The sequence below is a fragment of the Micromonospora sp. CA-248089 genome (genome assembly GCF_050948515.1).
Lineage (GTDB): Bacteria > Actinomycetota > Actinomycetes > Mycobacteriales > Micromonosporaceae > Micromonospora.
The window spans coordinates 1114824-1132504 of the sequence record NZ_CP192016.1; the positions used below are offsets into that span (position 1 = coordinate 1114824).

A 17681-nucleotide genomic window follows, 5' to 3' on the forward strand; every position below is an offset into this window, starting at 1 on the left:
CGCGGAAGGGAGGGAACCATGGCGTACACGGTGGGCCAGGTGGCGCGGGCGGCCCGGGTGACGGTCCGGACGCTGCACCACTACGACGAGATCGGGCTGCTGCGGCCGAGCGGGCGCACGCCGGCGGGCTACCGCCGCTACGACGAGGCGGACCTGGACCGGTTGCAGCTCATCCGGTACTACCGCGAGCTGGGGTTCCCGCTGGAGGAGATCGCCGAGATCCTGGACGATCCGGACGCCGACCCGGTGGCGCACCTGCGCCGGCAGCACGAGTTGCTGTCCGGGCGGATCGGGAAGCTCCAGGAGATGGTCGCGGCGATCGAACACGCGATGGAGGCGAGGACGTTGGGGATCCAGTTGACGCCGGAGGAGCGGTTCGAGGTGTTCGGTGACTTCGACCCGGACGAGCACGCCGAGGAGGCGGAGCAGCGCTGGGGCGACACCGAGGCGTACCGGCAGTCGCAGGAGCGCGCGGGCCGCTACTCGAAGGAGGACTGGCTGCGCAACAAGGCGGAGAACGAGGACTGGGGGCGGCGGTTCGCCGCGCTCATGGAATCGGGCGCGCCCGCTGACGGGCCGGAGGCGATGGCGCTCGCCGAGGAGCACCGGCAGCTCATCACGAAGTGGTGGTACGACTGCTCGTACGAGATCCACACCGGCCTGGCGGACATGTACGTGGCGGACCCGCGGTTCACCGCGTACTTCGAGACGCTGCGGCCCGGGATGGCCGCGTACCTGAACGAGGCGATCCACGCCAACGCGATCACCCGGTCCTGACGGGGGTCCGTGGCAGGATGGCCGGCATGCTCATCGTCGCCGGCACCCTCTACGTCGATCCGGCCCGGCGGGACGCCTATCTGGCGTCCTGCGAGGCCGCCGTCCGCGCGGCCCGCGCCGCGCCCGGCTGCGTGGACTTCGCGGTCAGCGCCGACCTGGTCGAGCCGGGCCGGATCAACGTCTACGAACGGTGGGAGTCCGACGAGCAGTTGCTGGCGTTCCGGGGCTCCGGCCCGGAGGCCGAGCAGGTGACGGAGATCCTCGGCGCCGAGGTGCACAAGTTCCGCATCTCCGGCGTCGAGGCTCCCTGACCCGCTAGATGAAGACGTCGAGCAGCAGGACGCCGAGGAAACCGACCACCGAGATGATGGTCTCCATCACCGACCAGCTCTTGATGGTCTGCCCGACGGTCAGCCCGAAGTACTCCTTCACCAGCCAGAAGCCGGCGTCGTTGACGTGGGAGAAGAACAGCGACCCGCAGCCGATGGCCAGTGCCAGCAACGCCACCTCGGGGCCGGCGAGCGTGCCGGCCAGCGGCGCCACGATGCCGGCGGCGGTGATGGTGGCGACGGTGGCCGAGCCGGTGGCGACCCGGATGCCGACCGCCACCAGCCAGCCGAGCAGCAGCGGCGAGAGATTCGCGCCGTCGGCGGCGTTCGCGACCAGGTCGCCCACGCCGGCGTCGACGAGTACCTGCTTGAAGCCGCCGCCGGCGGCGACGATCAGCAGGATGCCGGCGATCGGCGGCAGCGAGCCGCCGAGGAAACCGGAGACCTGGCTACGGCTGAAGCCGGACCGGTAGCCCAGGAAGATCATGGCGAAGATGACGCCGGCGAGCAGGGCGATGATCGGGGTGCCGACGATGTCCAGCGCCTTGCGGCCGGCGGTGTCCTCGGCGAGTGTCAGCTCACCGATCGCCCGCAGCAGCATCAGCACCACCGGCAGCAGCACCGTGACCACCGCCGCCCACAGCGCCGGCGCGCGGCGCGAGCGCCGTCCGAGCGGCTCGTCGATCGCGCCGCCGGGCCGTCCGGCGCCCGGGTTGACCAGGTCGTCCTCGGTGACCAGGTCGCCGTCGGCGTCGAGCCGGCCGTCGCCGGGCCGGGTCGGGCTGCGGTCGTCGGCGTCGCGCCGGGTCGGCAGCAGCTCCGCCGGGGCGGCGGCCGGCACGTACCGGGCGATGAAGTTGCCGAAGACCGGACCGGCGATGATCACCGTGGGGATCGCCACCAGCAGGCCCAGCGCGAGCGTCTGACCCAGGTTGGCGCCGAGCGCGTCGATCGCCACCAGCGGCCCGGGGTGCGGCGGCACCAGGCCGTGCAGCACCGACAGGCCGGCGAGCGCGGGAATGCCGATCTTCATCAGTGGGACGTTCACCCGCAGCGAGACGAGCAGCACGATCGGCACCAGCAGCACCACGCCGACCTCGAAGAACAGCGGCAGGCCGATGAGCGCGGCCACGCCGGCCATCGCCCAGGGCAGCGCGGTGCCGGAGACCCGGCCGACCACCCGTTCGACGATGCCGTCCGCGCCGCCGGACTCGGCCAGCAGACCGCCGATCATCGCGCCGAGCGCGATCAGCAGGCCCACGCCACCCACTGTGGAGCCGACCCCGCCGCTGAACGACGTGACGATCTTGTCGACGGGTACGGCGGCGACCACGCCGAGCACCGCGGCGCCGAGGATCAGCGACAGGAACGGGTGCACCTTCCCCCACGCGATGAGCAGCACCACCGCGGCGATGCCCAGCAGGGCCGCGAGGACGAGCTGGGTGTCACCGGCGTTCGTGAGCGGTTCCGCGGGTGCGGCGAGCAGTGTGACCACGGCTATCACGCCCTTCGGTCGATCAGCGGGGTGGTGCGGTGGGTGGTGGTTCCGGCGGCAGGCTCGGCGCCATCCGCCGCAGGGACGCGAACGTGGGTACGAGCGCGTCGTACAGCTCGGAGAAGAGGGGGAGCAGTGCCGCGTACGTGGCGGCGGAGGCGGGATCCGGGCGGACCGTCTCCTCGATCCGGACCAGGTCGGCAGCGACCTCGATCGATTCGATGAGGCCGAGCGCCTGCATGCCGAGCAGCGCCGCGCCGAAGCCGGAACCCTCGTGCCCGGCGGGGAACCGCACCGGCATGCCGAGCGCGTCGGCGAGGATCTGCCGCCACAGCGCGCTGCGGGCGAAGCCGCCGCTGGCGCGGACCTCGCGTACCTCGTTGCCGGCCGCCCGGACCGAGGCGAGGACCAGCGCGAGCTGCTGACAGACGCCCTCCAGCGCGGCCCGGACGAGGTGCGGCCGGCCGTGTCCGTGGGTCAGCCCGACGTACGCGCCGCGGGGCAGCGCGCTCCAGTGCGGCGCCCGCTCGCTCAGCAGGTACGGCAGCATGATCAGCCCGCCGGAGCCGACCGGCGCCGTGGCGGCCAGGTCGAGCAGTTCCTCCTCGGCGTGCTCGCCCAGTTCGGGGGCGAGCGCGTCGTTCGCCCACTGGAGGACGATCCCGCCGTTGTTGATGGCGCCGCCGACCACCCAGCGGTCCTCGGTGAGCGCGTAGCAGAACACGCCGCCGAGCGGGTCCACGCCGGGGCGTTCCACCATCACCCGCATCGCGCCGCTGGTGCCGATCGAGCAGGCCACCACGCCGGGGCGCACCGCGCCGAGGCCCAGGTTGGCCAGCGGACCGTCGCCGGCGCCCACCACCAGCGGGGTGTCCGCCGGCAGCCCGGTCGCGCGCGCCGCCTGGGCGGTGAGCCCCGGCAGCACGTGGGTGGTGGGTACGAGCTGGGGGAGCTGCTCCTCGGTGATGCCGGCGACGCGGAGCGCCTCGGCGTCCCAGGCCAGCCGGTGGATGTCCATCAGGCCGGTGGCGGACGCGACCGAGTGGTCGGTGACGAGCGCGTCCGCGAGCCGCCGCAGCACGAGGTCCTTGATGCCGACCCAGTGCGCGACCCGCTCGTGCAGTTTCGGTTCCTGCTCGGCGAACCACACCAGCTTCGGCAGCGGCGCCATCGGGTGCACCGGGGTGCCGGTACGCCGGTGCAGGGCGAGCCCGGACGGCGCGGCCCGCAGGCGCTCGGCCTGCGCGCTGGCCCGGGAGTCGGCCCAGGTGATCGACGGGGTCAGCGGGGTGCCGTCGGCGTCCAGCCCGATCAGGCTGTGCATCGCGGTGCTGAACGACAGGCCGGCGATCGGCCGGCCCAGCTCGTCGACCACCGCACGGATCACGCCGAGGACGGCCTGGTAGATCAGGTCCGGGTCCTGCTCGGCCCAGCCCGGGTTCGGCTCCTCCAGGGGGTAGCCGATCGAGTGGCTGGCCAGTTGCCGGCCGGTGGTGTCGAACGCGACGGCCTTGGAACTGGTGGTGCCGATGTCCACTCCCACCACCACGGCCGGGTCGCCCACCGGTGCACCTCCTCGCCGCCCGGGGGGCGCGGTCCGGCCCACCGTTGCGGCTGACGTTACCGACGTGGCCACCCGCCCGCATGACGAAGCGGGACCGCCGGGAGCCGGTGGCACGGAACGTGAATCGACGCGGGAGTTTCCGCTGATTGTGTCGGTCAATCAGCCGATCGGTCTAATTGGCGACTTTCGCGTGTCTTGGTACCCCTGCCGCACCGTTGACATGAATGACACCCCGATTGGTGGGCTCGCGCGGCGGAGGAGTCGGCGTGGCGAAGACTGATTCGACGGGTTCCACATGGCGGTACCGGTGGGCGCACCGACAGAACGAGCGGCGGCAGCGGGTCTTCCGTGCGGCCGACGAGGCGTGGCGACGCCGCGACGACGAGCTGCGCCGCCTGCGTACGCTCGCGGTGTCCTTCCACGGCTCGGCCCAGGCGGGTGTCGGCCTGCCGATGGAGCTGGCCCCCGGCGAGGTGGTCTTCTGGGCGCTCCCGGCCGCACAACTGGTGGAGGTGCGGCACACCGCCGTGCTGCCGGCCCCCGAACTGACAGTCGACCCCGACCCGCCCGTGCTGCGCCCTCGCCGCCCCGAGGGCGTCAAGGTGGTCGACGCCGGGCTCGCCGTGCTCACCAACCGGCGTCTGGTGCTGCTCGGCGGACGCGGCCGGCGCGACTGGGCGTACGGCCGGATGACCGGCCTGTCCCACGACCCCGGCGCGCCGGTCACCCTGATCCAGGTGCTGGACCGGCGGCGTACCTCCGGGTTGCTGCTGCCCACCGGCGCGGCGGCCGACTTCCGGTTCACGCTCACGCTGGCGTTCGCCGACGCGATCGAGCAGCGCGCCGCGGTCGTGGCCGAACTGGACGAGCTGATCGCGGAGCACACCGCGGCGCGGCCCGAACGTCCGGCCGTGCTCACCCCGGCCCAGGCCCGCATCACCGCGCTGGTGCCCGGCGGGCGGCGGACGGTGGCTGTCGGCGCGGCGCTCGCACTGATCGTGCCGGCGATGCTCGTCGAGTCCAATCCCCCCACCCGGGCCGGCTCCGAGCGCGCCGCCGCCGCGACCCCGGCGGCCACCGGCACCCCCGCGCCGCCGCATGTCGCGCCCGCCGTCCAGGTCCGGCCCACGACCAGTCCCGAGCCGTCCCGCGCCCGCCCCGCGCCGCCGCGCGGCACGCCGCAGCCGCCGGTCGAGCGCCGCTGCGGCGCCCCGGCGAACCCCTTCGGGTACGACTTCTGCGGCGGCCAGCGGATCCGCAGGCCGGCCGCGAAGGTCTGCGACTGGTTCGAGTGCGTACCCGGGTTCTGGTCCGACCGCGGCTGGCTGGTGCAGTGCCGCGACGGCTCGGTCAGCCGCACCGGCGGCCAGCGCGACGTGTGCGCCGGTCACAAGGGGTTCCGCCGTACCGTCTGGCGGTGACGCCGGTCAGGCCACCGGGCGCGGGGTGACGCGCAGCGGCAGCAGCCCGGCCAGCACCAGCGCGGCGCCCACCGGCAGCAGGTCGAGGTTCACCGCGATCGCCAGGAACCCGGCCAGCACCAGCACCGGCGCCCACACCGGCAGCAGCCGGGCCGCCGCCGCCCGGTACAGCAGCACCAGCAGGCCCACCTCGAACAGCAGCGGCCCGCCGAACAACACCAGGCCGGGGGTGCGCACCGCGTCGGCGAAGCTCGGGAACAGGTCACCGAGGATCACCCAGACGAACGCGGCGGCGCCGACCAGGCCGGCCAGCGCTGCCACGTCGTCGAGCGTCCGCAACCGCGACGACCGGGTACGCAGCAGACCGTGCAGCCCGACGATCAGCGCGGCGAAGCCGAGGACGCCGAGCAGGAACAGGGTGTGGCCGGTGTTCCACGCCCAGGCGCCCTTGTCGCTGTGCCCGTCCAGGCGGTCGAGCAGGCGCAGCAGGCCGTAGCCGAGCAGCAGCGCCGCCGACGTCGCGGCGACCGGACGTAACCACTGGTACGCGGGACGGGTGCGGGAATCGAAAGGCTCATCGCCTCAGCGTTCCGGGCACCCGCGCCCCTGACATCGGGGAGCGGTCCCGAACCCGACCCCGATCAATCCGCTCGCCTCCCGTAGGGGTGCCCGGATACCGTCCGGCCGTGTCCCGCACCGTGTCGCTGGTCCTGCTCGACTCCGCCGGCCGCCCGCTCGGCGCGCTGCCGCCGTTCGCCGTGCCGGAGCCGTGGTGGCAGGAGGTCGCTTCGATCGTCGACGCCGTCCGGCAGCGCCACGGTCTGGAGGTCGCCGTGTTGCGGCTGCTCGGCGCCGACCGTCCCGCGCCGCCGGGCGGCCATGTCCGCTACCTGGCGCAGGTCGTCGACGCGCCCGGCGTACCCCTGGAACCGGCCGTGGACGCGCTTGGCGTACCCCTGGAACCGGTGGCTGTCGACCTCGCGCCGCATCCGCTGCGCCAGCGGTGGGCGGAGGCCGGCGGCCCGGCCCGCAGCGTCGCCTGGGCGACCGGCGAGCTGCGCCGGCTCGGCCGCCGGGTGACGGCGGTGGCGCAGCAGCGCACCTGGAACCTCTCCGCCATCTGGCGCCTGGACACCGATCGGGGCCCGGCGTGGCTGAAGCAGCTCCCCCCGTTCGCCCGCCACGAGCCCACGGTCCTGGCCTTCCCTGTTGGCACGAACTCCTTGATCAACGGGCCCGTGGTGCTCGCCGCCGACGGGGAGGGGCGGATGCTGCTGGCGGACGTGCCGGGCGCGGACCGGTACGGGGCCGGGGAAGGCGAGCGGGCCGCCGTCGCAGCCGAGCATCATTCGGTGCAGTGGCGGGCGTGCGGGGTGGTCGGCGAGCTGCTCGCGGCCGGGGTGCCCGACCTGCGCGGGGCGCGGCTGGCGGACTGGATCCACGAGCGGCTCGCCGGGTACGACGTGTCGGCCGCCGCGGATCTGCTCGACGGGCTCGACCGGCGGTTGCGGCAGGTCGGCGACTGCGGCCTGCCGGACACGCTCGTGCACGGCGACCTGCACCCCGGCAACGTCCGCGGCGACGACGGGCACCGGACGGTGATCGACTGGGCGGACTCGTTCGTCGGCCATCCCGCCTTCGACATCCTGCGCCTCACCGAGGATCTCGACGCGGACGCCGCCGCCCGGCTGGTCGACGCGTGGGCGCGGCGCTGGCGCGTCGACGTGCCGGGCAGCGACCCGCCCCGGGCGGTCGACCTGCTGCGACCGGTCGCGCCGCTGCGGCTGGCCGCCGTGTACGCGATGTTCCTCGCCGCGATCGAGCCGGGCGAACATCCGTACCACGTACACGACGTGCCGGCCGCGCTGGCGCGAGCGGCGGCGGGACCCTAGACCCGGCGCACCGGGATCCACAGCTCCGCGTCGGCGGTGCCGCCGTCCTCGGCGACCCGCACCCGCGAGATCTCCGGCCCCGGCCGGGTCTCGTACGGGTTGGACGGGAACCAGGACGTGAACACGGCCCGCCACAGGTGTTGCACCGCCACCGGGAACGCGCCGGAACTGGAGAACACCGCCCAGTCACCGGCATCGACCGGCAGGCTGCGCAGGTCGTCCGGCACGTCCGCGCCGGTGACCGCCGCGTACCAGTAGTCCAGCTCGGCGCCCTCGTCACGGGCACCGGCCAGCTCGGCGCTGACGTTGACGATGCCGTGCGGCTCCTGGTCGGACAGCGCCTCGATGCGGCGTACGGTGGCCGGGTCGATGCCCCTGACGAACGCCACGATGTGCGGGTTCATCCCCTCGTGCACGAGCGGCACCCGCGCCGTCAACCCGGCGAGCCGGAAGGCGTCCTTGGTCACGATCCGGTAGTCCATGCTGGTGTTCCCTTCGACGACGAGCCGGAAGGACATCCGGGGCTGGGACCGCAGCACCACACCGGCCTGCCGGGCCTGCGTCGGCCCGACACCGTGTACGGCCCGGAACGCGCGGGCGAACGCCTCGTTCGAGCCGTACCCCCAGCGGACCGCCACGTCGAGCAGCGACTCCCGGCCGGCGAGCACGTCGGCGCCCGCCAGCGTCATCCGGCGACGGCGCACGTACTCCGACAGCGGCAGCCCGGCCAGCGCCGAGAACAGCCGGCCGAAGTGGTGTTCCGACACGCCCGCTACCCGGGCCAGCGCGGCCACGTCGAGCGGCTGGTCGAGCCGCTGTTCGAGGTGGTCCAGCGCGGCGTTGAGCCGATCCAGCACCCGTTGTTCCCTCCTTGGTGACGCCTTCGACGCTAGGTTCCCGGCCCGACGACGACCCGATCACACCGGACCAGGTCCGGTCGCCTCATTCGACACTGGCAGGCGTGTCGCATCATGACGTGGTGATCTTTCGGAAGCGGCACCACAACAAGAAGAAGAGCCGGGACTGGTGCAACTGCGACGTGCCCACCTGTGACGGGCCGGGCTGCTGCGACCTGGGCCTCTTCTCGATGCTGCTCACCCTCGGCTCGGTGACCGCCGGCCTCGTGCGCCGGCCCGCCGTGGACCGGGCCGGCCGGGCCGCCATCCTCGGCTACCGGCGCTGGCTGTCGCACCGCTGGCCGGCGACCTGCCGCTACACGCCGACGTGCAGCGCGTACGGACTCGCCGCCGTCGAGCGGTACGGGCTGGCGGTGGGCGGTCGGATGGCCGCCGACCGGGTACGCCGATGCCGCCCCGACGTGCCGCACGGCACCCACGACCCGTTGCGCTGACCGCGCCCGCCTCGGCGCCGCGCGGACGTGCCGCCGCCACATCGGGGAGGTGGCGGTGTCCCGGTGCGCCGGATGCCGCCACTCCGCCGATCTGGCGTCGATCAGGGTGGCGTCATCGGGCCGACGTGGGGTTGCCGAAGACGACGGGGACGCCGGGGGAGTAGAGCACGCTCACCGGCGGCCCGTCCGGTGCCGGCAGGCCCCCGGCGGTGACCAGTTCGTCGTCCAGGTGCAGCAGTTCGGCACGGTGCAGCGGCCACTGTGGATGCCAGTTCGGCACGTGCAGGGTGCGGCCGTACGCGCGGGTGTGCAGGCCCCAGCGTGCGGTGAGGAAGTGCTCCAGCGGCGTCGGCTCGGGAACGGGCGCCCCGACGCGGACCGTCATCCTGCTCGTCGCGCCCGGCGGACCGGGCCAGCGGCGGCGGCACCGGTAGGTGAGCGTGTCACCGGAGCGGTCCAGCTGCATCGACGACCACTTGTACGGCAGGCGCAGGCTCAGCTGCGCCACCAGCACCGGCACCAGCCGGGACGCGTCGAGCGAGCGGAACACGACAGCGCGCCGCCCCGAGCCGTCGACCGAGTAGAGCCGGACGTTCGTCTCCCAGAAGGTGCCGAAGTAGGGCACGCCCGGACCACGCCCGAGCCCCAGCCCGACCATCTGGAACCCGATCAGCCCGACGTAGGTGAGCCCGTCGAACGTGTCCGGCCGGGTGCCTGCGGGCAGCAGTGGCGCCACCCGTTCCGGCGGGACCGCCCAGTGCAGGAAGGTGAGGTCGTGCCACCGCTGGGCCAGCCAGGCGAGGCGGATGGCGCGTACCGGAGCGTGCTCGACCGGTTCGATCTCCACCGGCCCATCCTGCATCGCCGACGCAACCGGACTCACTCCGGACGGTGGCAGACCGCCTCGACGTTGTTGCCGTCCGGGTCGCGGACGAACGCACCGTAGTAGCCGGCGTGGTATTCCGGCCACTCCTTCGGCGCGTGCAGCACCTCCGCGCCGGCCGCCACCGCCGCGTCGTGGAACGCCCGCACCGTGGGGCGGTCGGCGGCGGTGAACGCGATGTGCACGGGCACCGGCGTGGCGCCGGCCGGGGCGGGCTCCACCCAGAAGTCGGGCTTGTCGACGCCGTAGCCGATCGGGCCGGGCTCCATGAGCCGGCGCCCGCCCAGCGGGGCCAGCACGGCGTCGTAGAAGGCGCCGCTGGCTGCCAGGTCGCGCACCGCTACGGAGAAGTGGTCGAGCACGTCGCCTCCCTGCGATCGTCGTTGACCGCGCCAGGCTACGAGCCGCCTACGACACTCCTCTCGGCTCCGCGCCCGTCGGTGCGGAGGCGGTGGCGCGAGCACCGAAGGGTCGATTCCGGTCGTCCGCGTCGCGTAGGACTGCTACGTTCGGAAAATCCTAATTATGACACTTGGTCCAATTAGCTCCGGGGGGATCGATGCTAGTGGGGCAATATTCCAGCGAGTACCAAATGCCCTTCGACCTCGATACCCCGGAAGCTGATCGACGCGCTGCGGAGGAAGCCGCCGAGGACTACGACCGGCGCCGGCGCAGCGCGGCAGAGGTCCGCGACGTACGGCTGGCGGACGTCGTCGAACGCGGCAACCACCGCATTCGGGAACTTCTCGGCGCGGAGAACTGGCTGTCGCTGCGGAAGCGACTGCACGGTGAACGGGCGAGGTTCCGTGACCTTCTCCAACCCCCGGCCGGTCTGGATGCCGACTACGACTCCCTCGACGCCCAGCGCAGGGCAAACGTCCAAGCCTACTTCGACAGTCTGGGCGCCGACCGTGCGCAGGTGCGGCGCATCGTTGACGAGACGAGGTCGGCCACACAGGAGGTGTTGCCGCGCACGGAGGCGACCGCCGGATATGCCTCGTGGCTGCACGACGACGAGCGACCGGCACCGCCGGATCAGGGCGAGGGCCGGGACGACCCACACGCCTGGACGCCGTTCCGTCCGCCGTTCCCGGCGTTCCAGCAGGGCTTCGATCCGCACAACCTCGGCGGCTTCCGGATCTCGCGGACGCACTTCGTCGACCGGTTCACCGGACTGACCGGCAACGAGCTGAGGCTCGACAACAACAACGCGGACGACTTCGACAACGGCTGGGCCGTCGTCGACACCCAGATCGGGTTCAACTTCCGTGCACCCGCGACGGGCGCGGTGGAGGTCTTCATCGAGGCACGCTGCGGCGGTGCCCGGCACGAACTGCGGGTGGTGGACGAGTTCGGTGTCTCGGATTCATCCACCTCGCAGGAGAACTTCCTGATGATGCACGTGCTGCACAGCAATGTCACCGCACCGTCGTTCGCCTTGATGTCCCGCTTCAAGTGGGTCACCGACCGCACGGATGTGGTTGTCCGTGAGTTCCTGGCCCAGGGCGGCCTGTTCACGGCACGCCTGTTCAGCAACGGCCCGATCCAACAGGGCCAAACTGTCCACATCCGAGCCGGCACCCGCAGTAGCGACGGCTCGATCACCAATGACATGGAGATCAACAGCAAGTCGACCATGAGGTGGAGCCTCGGCACGGTGTGGGCACGGATCGCGCCCTGATGGTGCGGTCATCCGGCGATCGCCGGCGCGCCCGTCGACCTGGCCCGACGCCGCGCGGTGTGTGCGACCACCAGCAGGCCGGGAATCGCGCCCGCTAGCCAGATCACACCCGCCGGCCAGTGGATCATCTCGCCTACCGCGCCCCTGATCTGCGGCACGTCACCCACCACGTAGGACGCTTCGGGATCGGTCGTGCGGCAGTCGAGCGTCCACGCACCGGGAGTCGGCACCCGCACTGTCGCCACCCAGGAATAGACGGCGGCGTCGCTGCCGTAGCCGCCCGGCGGGACGGAGACCGGCTCGGCCGTCCGCACCTCCGAGCCGTCGCCGGTGACGCGGCATTCGGGGTCCGCCGGGGAGAAACCCAGCGCGAAGATCGCGTACGCCCCGGCCGCAGGCGCCGTGAACCGGCTCGCAGACGTCGCGTACGGGCCGACGCCGCCGTACTCCCGAGGGGGTTCTCCGATCGTGCTGTCCTCGGCGCCGAGCCGTACCGCGGACTGCGCCAGCAGCGCGCCGAACACGACGGCGAACCCGCCGATCAGATAGCCGCGCCGCGACGCCGGGCCGGCCCGGCGGGGCAGGCGCCCGCCGGCGGCGTACCCGATCAGCGCCCCGGCCACCGCGAGCGCCGCGCCGCCGAGCATTGCCCGCCCCCAGCGGGCCTCGCCGGTCAGCGGCACGACCCACCGGAAGAAGGCCAGTGACACCGCAAGAAGCACGGTCGTGACCAGCGTGGACACGCCGACGGCAGCGGCGGCGCGCCGGGGTTGGCGGGCCGCCAGCACGGCGGCGAGCGCCGGCGCCGCGAGCACGGGCCACCACAGCGCGGTGGAGACCGGCTGCTCCTCCTCCCACCTGTGGGTCCACTCGTAGACCACGAGTGGGGCCGGGACGGTCGCCGCCAACCAGGCCGTCAGCACTCCGGGACCGGGCAGCCGCACGCTCATCTGTCGATCCTCGACCACCCGGATCATCGACGAAAGTCCGCGAGCCGTCCGAAAGGGATTGCTCACACAGCGTAGGATCGCGTGCGACACAGCCGAACACACGGGGGAAACGATGTTCGAGCGCCTGGGCAGATTCGTCGTGGGCAAGGCCTGGTGGGTGATCGGCGGCTGGGTCGTCGCCGCGATCGCGATCATCGCCGCCAGTCCTTCGCTGAGCGACATCACCTCCGCGGACCAGGAGAGCTTCCTGCCGCGCACCTACGAGTCGGTGCAGGCCACCGAGCTGGCCGCGAAGTCGTTCCCGCAGGCCGCCACCGCCACCGCCACCGTCGTGGTCAAACGCAGCGACGGCAAGCCGCTCACAGCGGCCGACGAGGCGCGCGTGGGTCAGCTCGCCACCGCGCTCAAGGCCCGGAACATCCCGCAGACCTCCGGCTACCTGACCGGCCCGCAGGCCGTCGCGCCGGACAAGTCGGTGCAGGTGGTCACCGTCGGTCTCGACGCCGACAGCCCCGACGACCCACGCCTGCTCGACGCGGTACGCGACCTGCGCGCCGCCCTCGGCCCGGACCTGGCCGGCAGCGGCCTGACCGCCGGGGTGGCAGGCGACGTGGCGAGCTTCGTCGACAACGAGGACACGTTCAACGAGGCGTTCGCGGTCGTCGGTGTCGCCACCATCGTCCTCATCATCGGACTGATCCTGATCATCTTCCGCAGCCCGATCGCCGCGCTGCTGCCGGTGGTGGTGATCAGCGTCGTCATGTCCGTCACCACCGGGCTGGTCGCCGCCGCCGGCAAGGCGTTCGACCTCAACGTCAGCCAGGACCTGCAGACCATCCTGCTGATCGTGCTGTTCGGCATCGGCACCGACTACATCCTGTTCCTGCTGTTCCGCTACCGGGAACGGCTGCGCGCCGGCGACGACAAGCGCACCGCGATGATCGTCTCGGTGCAGCGGGTCGGCGAGGTCATCACCTCCGCAGCCGGTGCGGTGATCGTGGCGTTCCTGGTGCTGCTGCTCGCCTCGCTCGGCTTCTTCGGCTCGCTCGGCCCGGCGCTCGCCATCGCCGTCGGCGTCATGCTCGTCACCTCGCTGACGCTGATCCCGGCGCTCGTATCGCTGCTCGGCCGGTGGGTGTTCTGGCCGTCAAAGGCGTGGCAGCGTCCGCCCAAGGCGACGCTGTCCCGGCGGCTCGGCGCCGTCGTCGGCCGCCGTCCGGCCGTCGTGGCCGCCGCCTCCGGTGTGCTGCTCGTGGCGCTCGCCGCCGGGGTGCTCGGCTACAAGGCCGACTACGACTTCAGCGCCGGATTCCCGCAGGACACCGAGTCGGCGCGGGCCGCCCAGGACCTCCAGCGCGGGTTCGCCGCCGGGGCGCTCGCGCCCACCGAGGTCTACCTGACCACCGGCAACGGCAGCCCGCTCACCGACCAGCAGGTGAACGACTTCGCCGCCGCAGCGGCGCGCGCGCCCGGCGTCGGGCAGGCGCAGCCGCCGGAGCGCAGCCCCACCGACCCGAGCGTCGCCCGGATCAACCTGCTGCTCGACGAGAACCCGATGTCCAACGAGGCGATCACGCTGGTCCGCGACGACCTGCGGGACGCGGTGCACGAGGCGGCTCCGCCCGGCACCAAGGCGCTCGTCGGCGGCGCCACCGCGATCTTCGCGGACATCAACTCGGCGAACAACAGGGACCTGTCGGTGATCCTCCCGGCCGCCGCGCTCCTGATCGCGATCATCCTGGCGCTGCTGCTGCGCAGCCTCGTCGCGCCGGTCTACCTGGTGATCGCGGTGCTGCTCAACTTCGCCGCCACGCTCGGTGCCACCGTCTACGTGTTCCAGGGGCTCCAGGGCAACCCGGGCGTGACGTTCCAGCTGCCGATCATCCTGTACCTGTTCGTGGTGGCGATCGGCACCGACTACAACATTCTGATGATCGCCCGACTACGCGAGGAGGCGCGCGAGGGCCACGAACCGCACGAAGCCGCCGCGATCGGCGTGGAACACGCCGGCCCGACGGTCGCCGCCGCCGGGCTCATCCTGGCCGGTACGTTCGGGGTGCTGATGCTCGCGCCGATCTCGTTCCTCCAGCAGATGGGCTTCGCGGTGGCGATCGGGATCGTGCTGTCCGCGTTCGTCATGTCGATGTTCTTCGTACCGGCGCTGACCGGGCTGATCGGCCACAAGGCGTGGTGGCCGGGGCACGGCGACGAGCGGCGCAACGGCGGTGGTGGCGGCCGGCACGCGGCGCCCGAGTCGGCGGACGCGACGCCGGTCTGACTGCGGCCCGCCCCGGCGCGGCTCAGCCCTCGCCGGGGCGGACCAGCCCGCTCTCGTACGCGATGACGACGAGTTGCGCCCGGTCGCGGGCGTTCAGCTTCTGCAACAGGCGGCTCACGTAGGTGCGAGCGGTGTCCGGGCTCAGGAACAACGCCTGCCCGATCTCGGTGTTGGACCGGCCGGCGCCCACCTGCGCGAGCACGTCCCGTTCCCGTGCGGTCAGCCCGGCCAGCCGCGCCGGATCGGCCACCGGTGAGCGGGCCGCCGCGGCGAGCACCCGCCGGGTGACCGCGGGGGAGAGCAGCGCGTCGCCACCGGCCACGGTCCGGACCGCGTCCCGCAGCGCGTCCGGCGGGGTGTCCTTGAGCAGGAAACCCGCCGCCCCGGCGCGGATCGCCTCGAACAGGTACTCGTCGTCGTCGAACGTGGTGAGCATGACGACCTGGACGCCGTCCAGCGTCGGGTCGGTCAGGATCCGCCGGGTCGCCGCCAGCCCGTCCCCGCCGGGCATCCGGACGTCCATCAGCACGATGTCGGGCCGCTGCTCCCGTACCACCGAGAGGCCGCTGCCGCCGTCACCGGCCTCGCCCACCACCTCGATGTCCGCCGCCCGGTCGAGCAGCGCGCGCAGGCCGGTACGCACCAGGTGCTGGTCGTCGACGAGGACGACACGGATCGGGTTCACGCGGCGGCTCCCGTCAGCGGCAGGCGGACCGATACGCGGAAGCCGCCGCTCGTGCCGGTTTCGACGGTGCCCCCGAGCAGGGCTACCCGCTCAGCCATGCCGCGCAAGCCTTGGCCCGCCCCGTCCCCGGCGGGCGGGCCGCCGCGGCCGTCGTCCACCACCTCCAGCGCGAGCCAGCCGGGCGTGGCGCGAACCGTCACGGAGACCCGGGTGGCGTCGGCGTGGCGCAGGACGTTCGTCAACGCCTCCTGCACGACCCGGTAGACGGTGCTGCCGACCACCGCGGGCAGCGTGTCCACCGGACCCTCGACCCGCAGGTCGACCGCCAGCCCACCCCGGCGTACGCCGTCCACCAGCGCCGGGAGCTGGTCGAAGCCGGGGACCGGTTCCCGGGGCCCGGGCTCACGGCGCAGCGTGCCGAGAGTCGCCCGCAACTCGGCCATCGCGCTGCCGCTCACCGACCGGATCGCTGCGAGCGCACTGTCCGCCTGCGCCGGATCGCCGTCGGCGAGCGCCTCCCCGGCGACTGCGGACTGCAACGTGATCACCGACATGGTGTGCCCGAGCGTGTCGTGCACCTCCCGGGCGATGCGCAGCCGTTCCGCCTCGACCTGACGGGCCGCCTCCCGGTGCCGCTCCTCGTCCGCCGCGACCGCCTGCCGGACCAGCGCCGCCCGCAGCGACCTGCGGTTGCGTACCGCGTCACCGAGGGCGAGGACGGCGAGCAGCAGCGCCGCCTCGGAGCCGAGTTCCGTACCCACCACGACCGCGATGTCGTCCCCCTCGGCCAGCCGGGCGGCCACCGAGACGGCCAGCAGGCTCCCGGCCACGACGGCGGCCGGGACGACACGGCCGCGCTCGGACGCCCGGTATAGGACGGCCGCGGCCGGGGCGGCCACCCCTACGGGCGGCAGGTCCAGCGCGTAGTACCCGAGGATCACGACCGCCGTGGCCAGCAGAGCCGGCAGCGGCCACCGTCCGGCGCACAGCACCAGCCCGCCGAGCACCGCGCCGACCACGACCGCGAGCGCCGCGCTGCCGGGCGAGGGCCGGTCGGCCGCCACGGCCACCACGACCAGGCCGAGCGTGGCCGCCGCGAGCAGCGCGTCGGCGCGGGTGGGTGAGGTGTCGGGCACGCCTTCGAGCCTAGGTCCGCGCGGACCCTCACCGCTGTCGTCCGCAGGCGTCAGGGACGACCCCGAGGCGTACGCCGAGAAGCGACATCCGGTCGCGCGGCCACGCGGACGACGGCCGAGGACGGCCGACCTAGCGTCGATGGCGTCCCCGAAACGTGAGGAGAACCCTCGTGGTACGCACAAGACTGACCTGGTTCACCCTTATTGTGATGGTCTGGGCGTCGATGATGTCGTTCGGCGGGGTCGCCGCCGAAACGGTCATGCTCTACCCGAACGTCTTCAACGACGCGCCCGCCTCGCTCGACCGGGCCCGCGAGTTCCTCGTCCACGGCGGCCCGCACGACTACTTCCCGCCGCTCGGCGCGTCGGTGATCCTGAGCAGCGTCGCCGCGACGCTGCTCACCTGGCGCGACCGGCGGCTGCGCTGGTGGGTCGCCGGAGCCACAGCCGTCTTCGTCGTCTGCGAGTTCCTGTTCTCCGCTGTCTTCTTCTGGCCGCGCAACGAGATCATGTTCGTGGACCCGGTGGGGACGCACTCGCCGGAGTACCTGCGTCAGGTCGCGGCCGAGTTCGTCGCCGGCCACTGGGTGCGTTTCGCCGGAGGCGCGGTGACGGCCGTGCTGGCGTTCGTCGCGTTGCTGAGATTCGTGCGTTCGACCGCGTCCGTTCCGCAGTCGGCACTCGCTTCGGCACCGGACTCCGGGCCGGCGGAGGTGACCCGATGAGCGCGGGTCGCCGTACCCTCGGGTTCTCCTGGCCGGCGCTCGTCGCGCTGGCCGCGCCGGCCGCCCCGCGCGTGGCACTGCACGACCTGGACGTGGTGCCGGAGGGCACTGTCGTGGCCGCGCTGCTGGCGGTCGGACCGCCGGTGTGCTGGGTGGCCGCCGTGCTGTGGCGACGGCCGCCGCGCCCGTTCCTGACGACAGTGGTGATCGGGGCGCTGTACGGGGTGTTCCTGGCGGTCGGGCACCAGGTGTTCTGGGACTCGTCGCTGGGGATGGACGCGCCGGGGCTGGCCGGGTTGGAGCCGGGGGCGCGGGAAGCCTTGGTGCGGGGTGCGGCGGTGATGTCGAGCCTGGTCACCGGGACGATGGTCGGGGTGCTCGCGGGTGGGGTGGCGGTACTGCTGGGCCGGGTGCCGGCGGCGCCGACCAGACGCTCACGCAGGCACGACTCTCGCCAGATGTAATGCCCGGGGAGGTCATTGACAGCGCAAGAAGGCCCATTCAGGTAGGACGA

Annotated in this window: 19 protein-coding genes; 10 read left to right on the top strand and 9 right to left on the bottom strand. The window is 73.0% G+C overall.

What is annotated here, in order from left to right; translation table 11 throughout:
* Window positions 1-18: 18 nt before the first annotated feature.
* Entirely contained in the window at window positions 19-777 is a 759-nt protein-coding gene (locus ACQP26_RS05520; protein WP_433495116.1) for a MerR family transcriptional regulator, read from the top strand.
* 26 nt (window positions 778-803) lie between these two features.
* On the top strand, window positions 804-1088 hold the full coding sequence (locus tag ACQP26_RS05525) for a putative quinol monooxygenase (protein WP_091418876.1): 285 nt from the start codon (window positions 804-806) through the stop codon (window positions 1086-1088).
* Between the two features lie 4 nt (window positions 1089-1092).
* Here the strand turns inward: ACQP26_RS05525 and ACQP26_RS05530 are convergent, their stop codons facing one another.
* Together ACQP26_RS05530 and ACQP26_RS05535 are read right to left on the bottom strand one after the other, a co-directional pair.
* Window positions 1093-2601, bottom strand: a complete 1509-nt coding sequence (locus ACQP26_RS05530; protein ID WP_433495117.1) for an SLC13 family permease — start codon at window positions 2599-2601, stop codon at window positions 1093-1095.
* A 22-nt stretch (window positions 2602-2623) separates the two neighbouring features.
* The gene (locus ACQP26_RS05535; RefSeq protein ID WP_433495118.1) at window positions 2624-4165 is read right to left on the bottom strand and encodes a gluconokinase; all 1542 of its coding nucleotides are present in this window, start codon (window positions 4163-4165) and stop codon (window positions 2624-2626) included.
* Window positions 4166-4431: 266 nt separating this feature from the next.
* Here ACQP26_RS05535 and ACQP26_RS05540 point away from each other — a divergent pair, with 266 nt between their 5' ends.
* Window positions 4432-5586: a hypothetical protein gene (locus ACQP26_RS05540; RefSeq protein ID WP_269701925.1), complete on the top strand. Its 1155-nt coding sequence runs from the start codon at window positions 4432-4434 to the stop codon at window positions 5584-5586.
* A 6-nt stretch (window positions 5587-5592) separates the two neighbouring features.
* Here ACQP26_RS05540 and ACQP26_RS05545 read toward each other — a convergent pair whose 3' ends face one another.
* Entirely contained in the window at window positions 5593-5907 is a 315-nt protein-coding gene (locus tag ACQP26_RS05545; RefSeq protein WP_433495119.1) for a hypothetical protein, read from the bottom strand.
* Between the two features lie 45 nt (window positions 5908-5952).
* Between ACQP26_RS05545 and ACQP26_RS05550 the strand changes: the two genes are divergently transcribed.
* Together ACQP26_RS05550 and ACQP26_RS05555 are read left to right on the top strand one after the other, a co-directional pair.
* The gene (locus ACQP26_RS05550) at window positions 5953-6123 is read left to right on the top strand and encodes a hypothetical protein (protein ID WP_433495120.1); all 171 of its coding nucleotides are present in this window, start codon (window positions 5953-5955) and stop codon (window positions 6121-6123) included.
* A gap of 149 nt (window positions 6124-6272) precedes the next feature.
* The gene (locus ACQP26_RS05555) at window positions 6273-7478 is read left to right on the top strand and encodes an aminoglycoside phosphotransferase family protein (protein ID WP_433495121.1); all 1206 of its coding nucleotides are present in this window, start codon (window positions 6273-6275) and stop codon (window positions 7476-7478) included.
* Here ACQP26_RS05555 and ACQP26_RS05560 read toward each other — a convergent pair.
* Entirely contained in the window at window positions 7475-8335 is an 861-nt protein-coding gene (locus ACQP26_RS05560) for an AraC family transcriptional regulator (RefSeq protein ID WP_433495122.1), read from the bottom strand. The genes ACQP26_RS05555 and ACQP26_RS05560 overlap by 4 nt on opposite strands.
* Window positions 8336-8457: 122 nt before the next feature.
* Between ACQP26_RS05560 and yidD the strand changes: the two genes are divergently transcribed.
* Window positions 8458-8829, top strand: a complete 372-nt coding sequence (gene yidD / locus ACQP26_RS05565; protein WP_269701919.1) for a membrane protein insertion efficiency factor YidD — start codon at window positions 8458-8460, stop codon at window positions 8827-8829.
* Window positions 8830-8941: 112 nt separating this feature from the next.
* Here yidD and ACQP26_RS05570 read toward each other — a convergent pair whose 3' ends face one another.
* Together ACQP26_RS05570 and ACQP26_RS05575 are read right to left on the bottom strand one after the other, a co-directional pair.
* Window positions 8942-9676 carry a YqjF family protein gene (locus tag ACQP26_RS05570; RefSeq protein ID WP_433495123.1) on the bottom strand — a complete coding sequence of 245 codons (735 nt, stop codon included), beginning with the start codon at window positions 9674-9676 and terminating at the stop codon, window positions 8942-8944.
* A gap of 32 nt (window positions 9677-9708) precedes the next feature.
* The gene (locus ACQP26_RS05575; RefSeq protein ID WP_269701916.1) at window positions 9709-10074 is read right to left on the bottom strand and encodes a VOC family protein; all 366 of its coding nucleotides are present in this window, start codon (window positions 10072-10074) and stop codon (window positions 9709-9711) included.
* A gap of 230 nt (window positions 10075-10304) precedes the next feature.
* On the opposite strand from ACQP26_RS05575, the gene ACQP26_RS05580 reads away from it, so the two are divergent.
* Entirely contained in the window at window positions 10305-11393 is a 1089-nt protein-coding gene (locus tag ACQP26_RS05580; protein WP_433495124.1) for a hypothetical protein, read from the top strand.
* An 8-nt stretch (window positions 11394-11401) separates the two neighbouring features.
* On the opposite strand, the gene ACQP26_RS05585 is transcribed toward ACQP26_RS05580, so the two are convergent.
* Window positions 11402-12343 carry a hypothetical protein gene (locus tag ACQP26_RS05585; RefSeq protein ID WP_433495125.1) on the bottom strand — a complete coding sequence of 314 codons (942 nt, stop codon included), beginning with the start codon at window positions 12341-12343 and terminating at the stop codon, window positions 11402-11404.
* Window positions 12344-12455: 112 nt separating this feature from the next.
* Here ACQP26_RS05585 and ACQP26_RS05590 point away from each other — a divergent pair, with 112 nt between their 5' ends.
* Entirely contained in the window at window positions 12456-14621 is a 2166-nt protein-coding gene (locus ACQP26_RS05590; RefSeq protein ID WP_281578896.1) for an MMPL family transporter, read from the top strand.
* A gap of 22 nt (window positions 14622-14643) precedes the next feature.
* Here ACQP26_RS05590 and ACQP26_RS05595 read toward each other — a convergent pair whose 3' ends face one another.
* Together ACQP26_RS05595 and ACQP26_RS05600 are read right to left on the bottom strand one after the other, a co-directional pair.
* Entirely contained in the window at window positions 14644-15306 is a 663-nt protein-coding gene (locus ACQP26_RS05595) for a response regulator (protein WP_433495126.1), read from the bottom strand.
* A complete protein-coding gene (locus ACQP26_RS05600; RefSeq protein ID WP_433495127.1) occupies window positions 15303-16442 on the bottom strand; it encodes a sensor histidine kinase in 1140 nt (379 codons plus the stop codon). Before ACQP26_RS05600 ends, ACQP26_RS05595 begins: the two co-directional genes overlap by 4 nt.
* Window positions 16443-16612: 170 nt before the next feature.
* Here ACQP26_RS05600 and ACQP26_RS05605 point away from each other — a divergent pair, with 170 nt between their 5' ends.
* Both ACQP26_RS05605 and ACQP26_RS05610 read left to right on the top strand, forming a co-directional pair.
* Window positions 16613-17167 (top strand): DUF1772 domain-containing protein, encoded by a 555-nt coding sequence (locus ACQP26_RS05605; RefSeq protein ID WP_433495128.1) that lies wholly within the window; start codon window positions 16613-16615, stop codon window positions 17165-17167.
* Window positions 17164-17631, top strand: coding sequence for a hypothetical protein (locus ACQP26_RS05610; protein WP_433495129.1), 468 nt, complete (start codon window positions 17164-17166; stop codon window positions 17629-17631). Before ACQP26_RS05605 ends, ACQP26_RS05610 begins: the two co-directional genes overlap by 4 nt.
* Window positions 17632-17681: the final 50 nt, after the last annotated feature.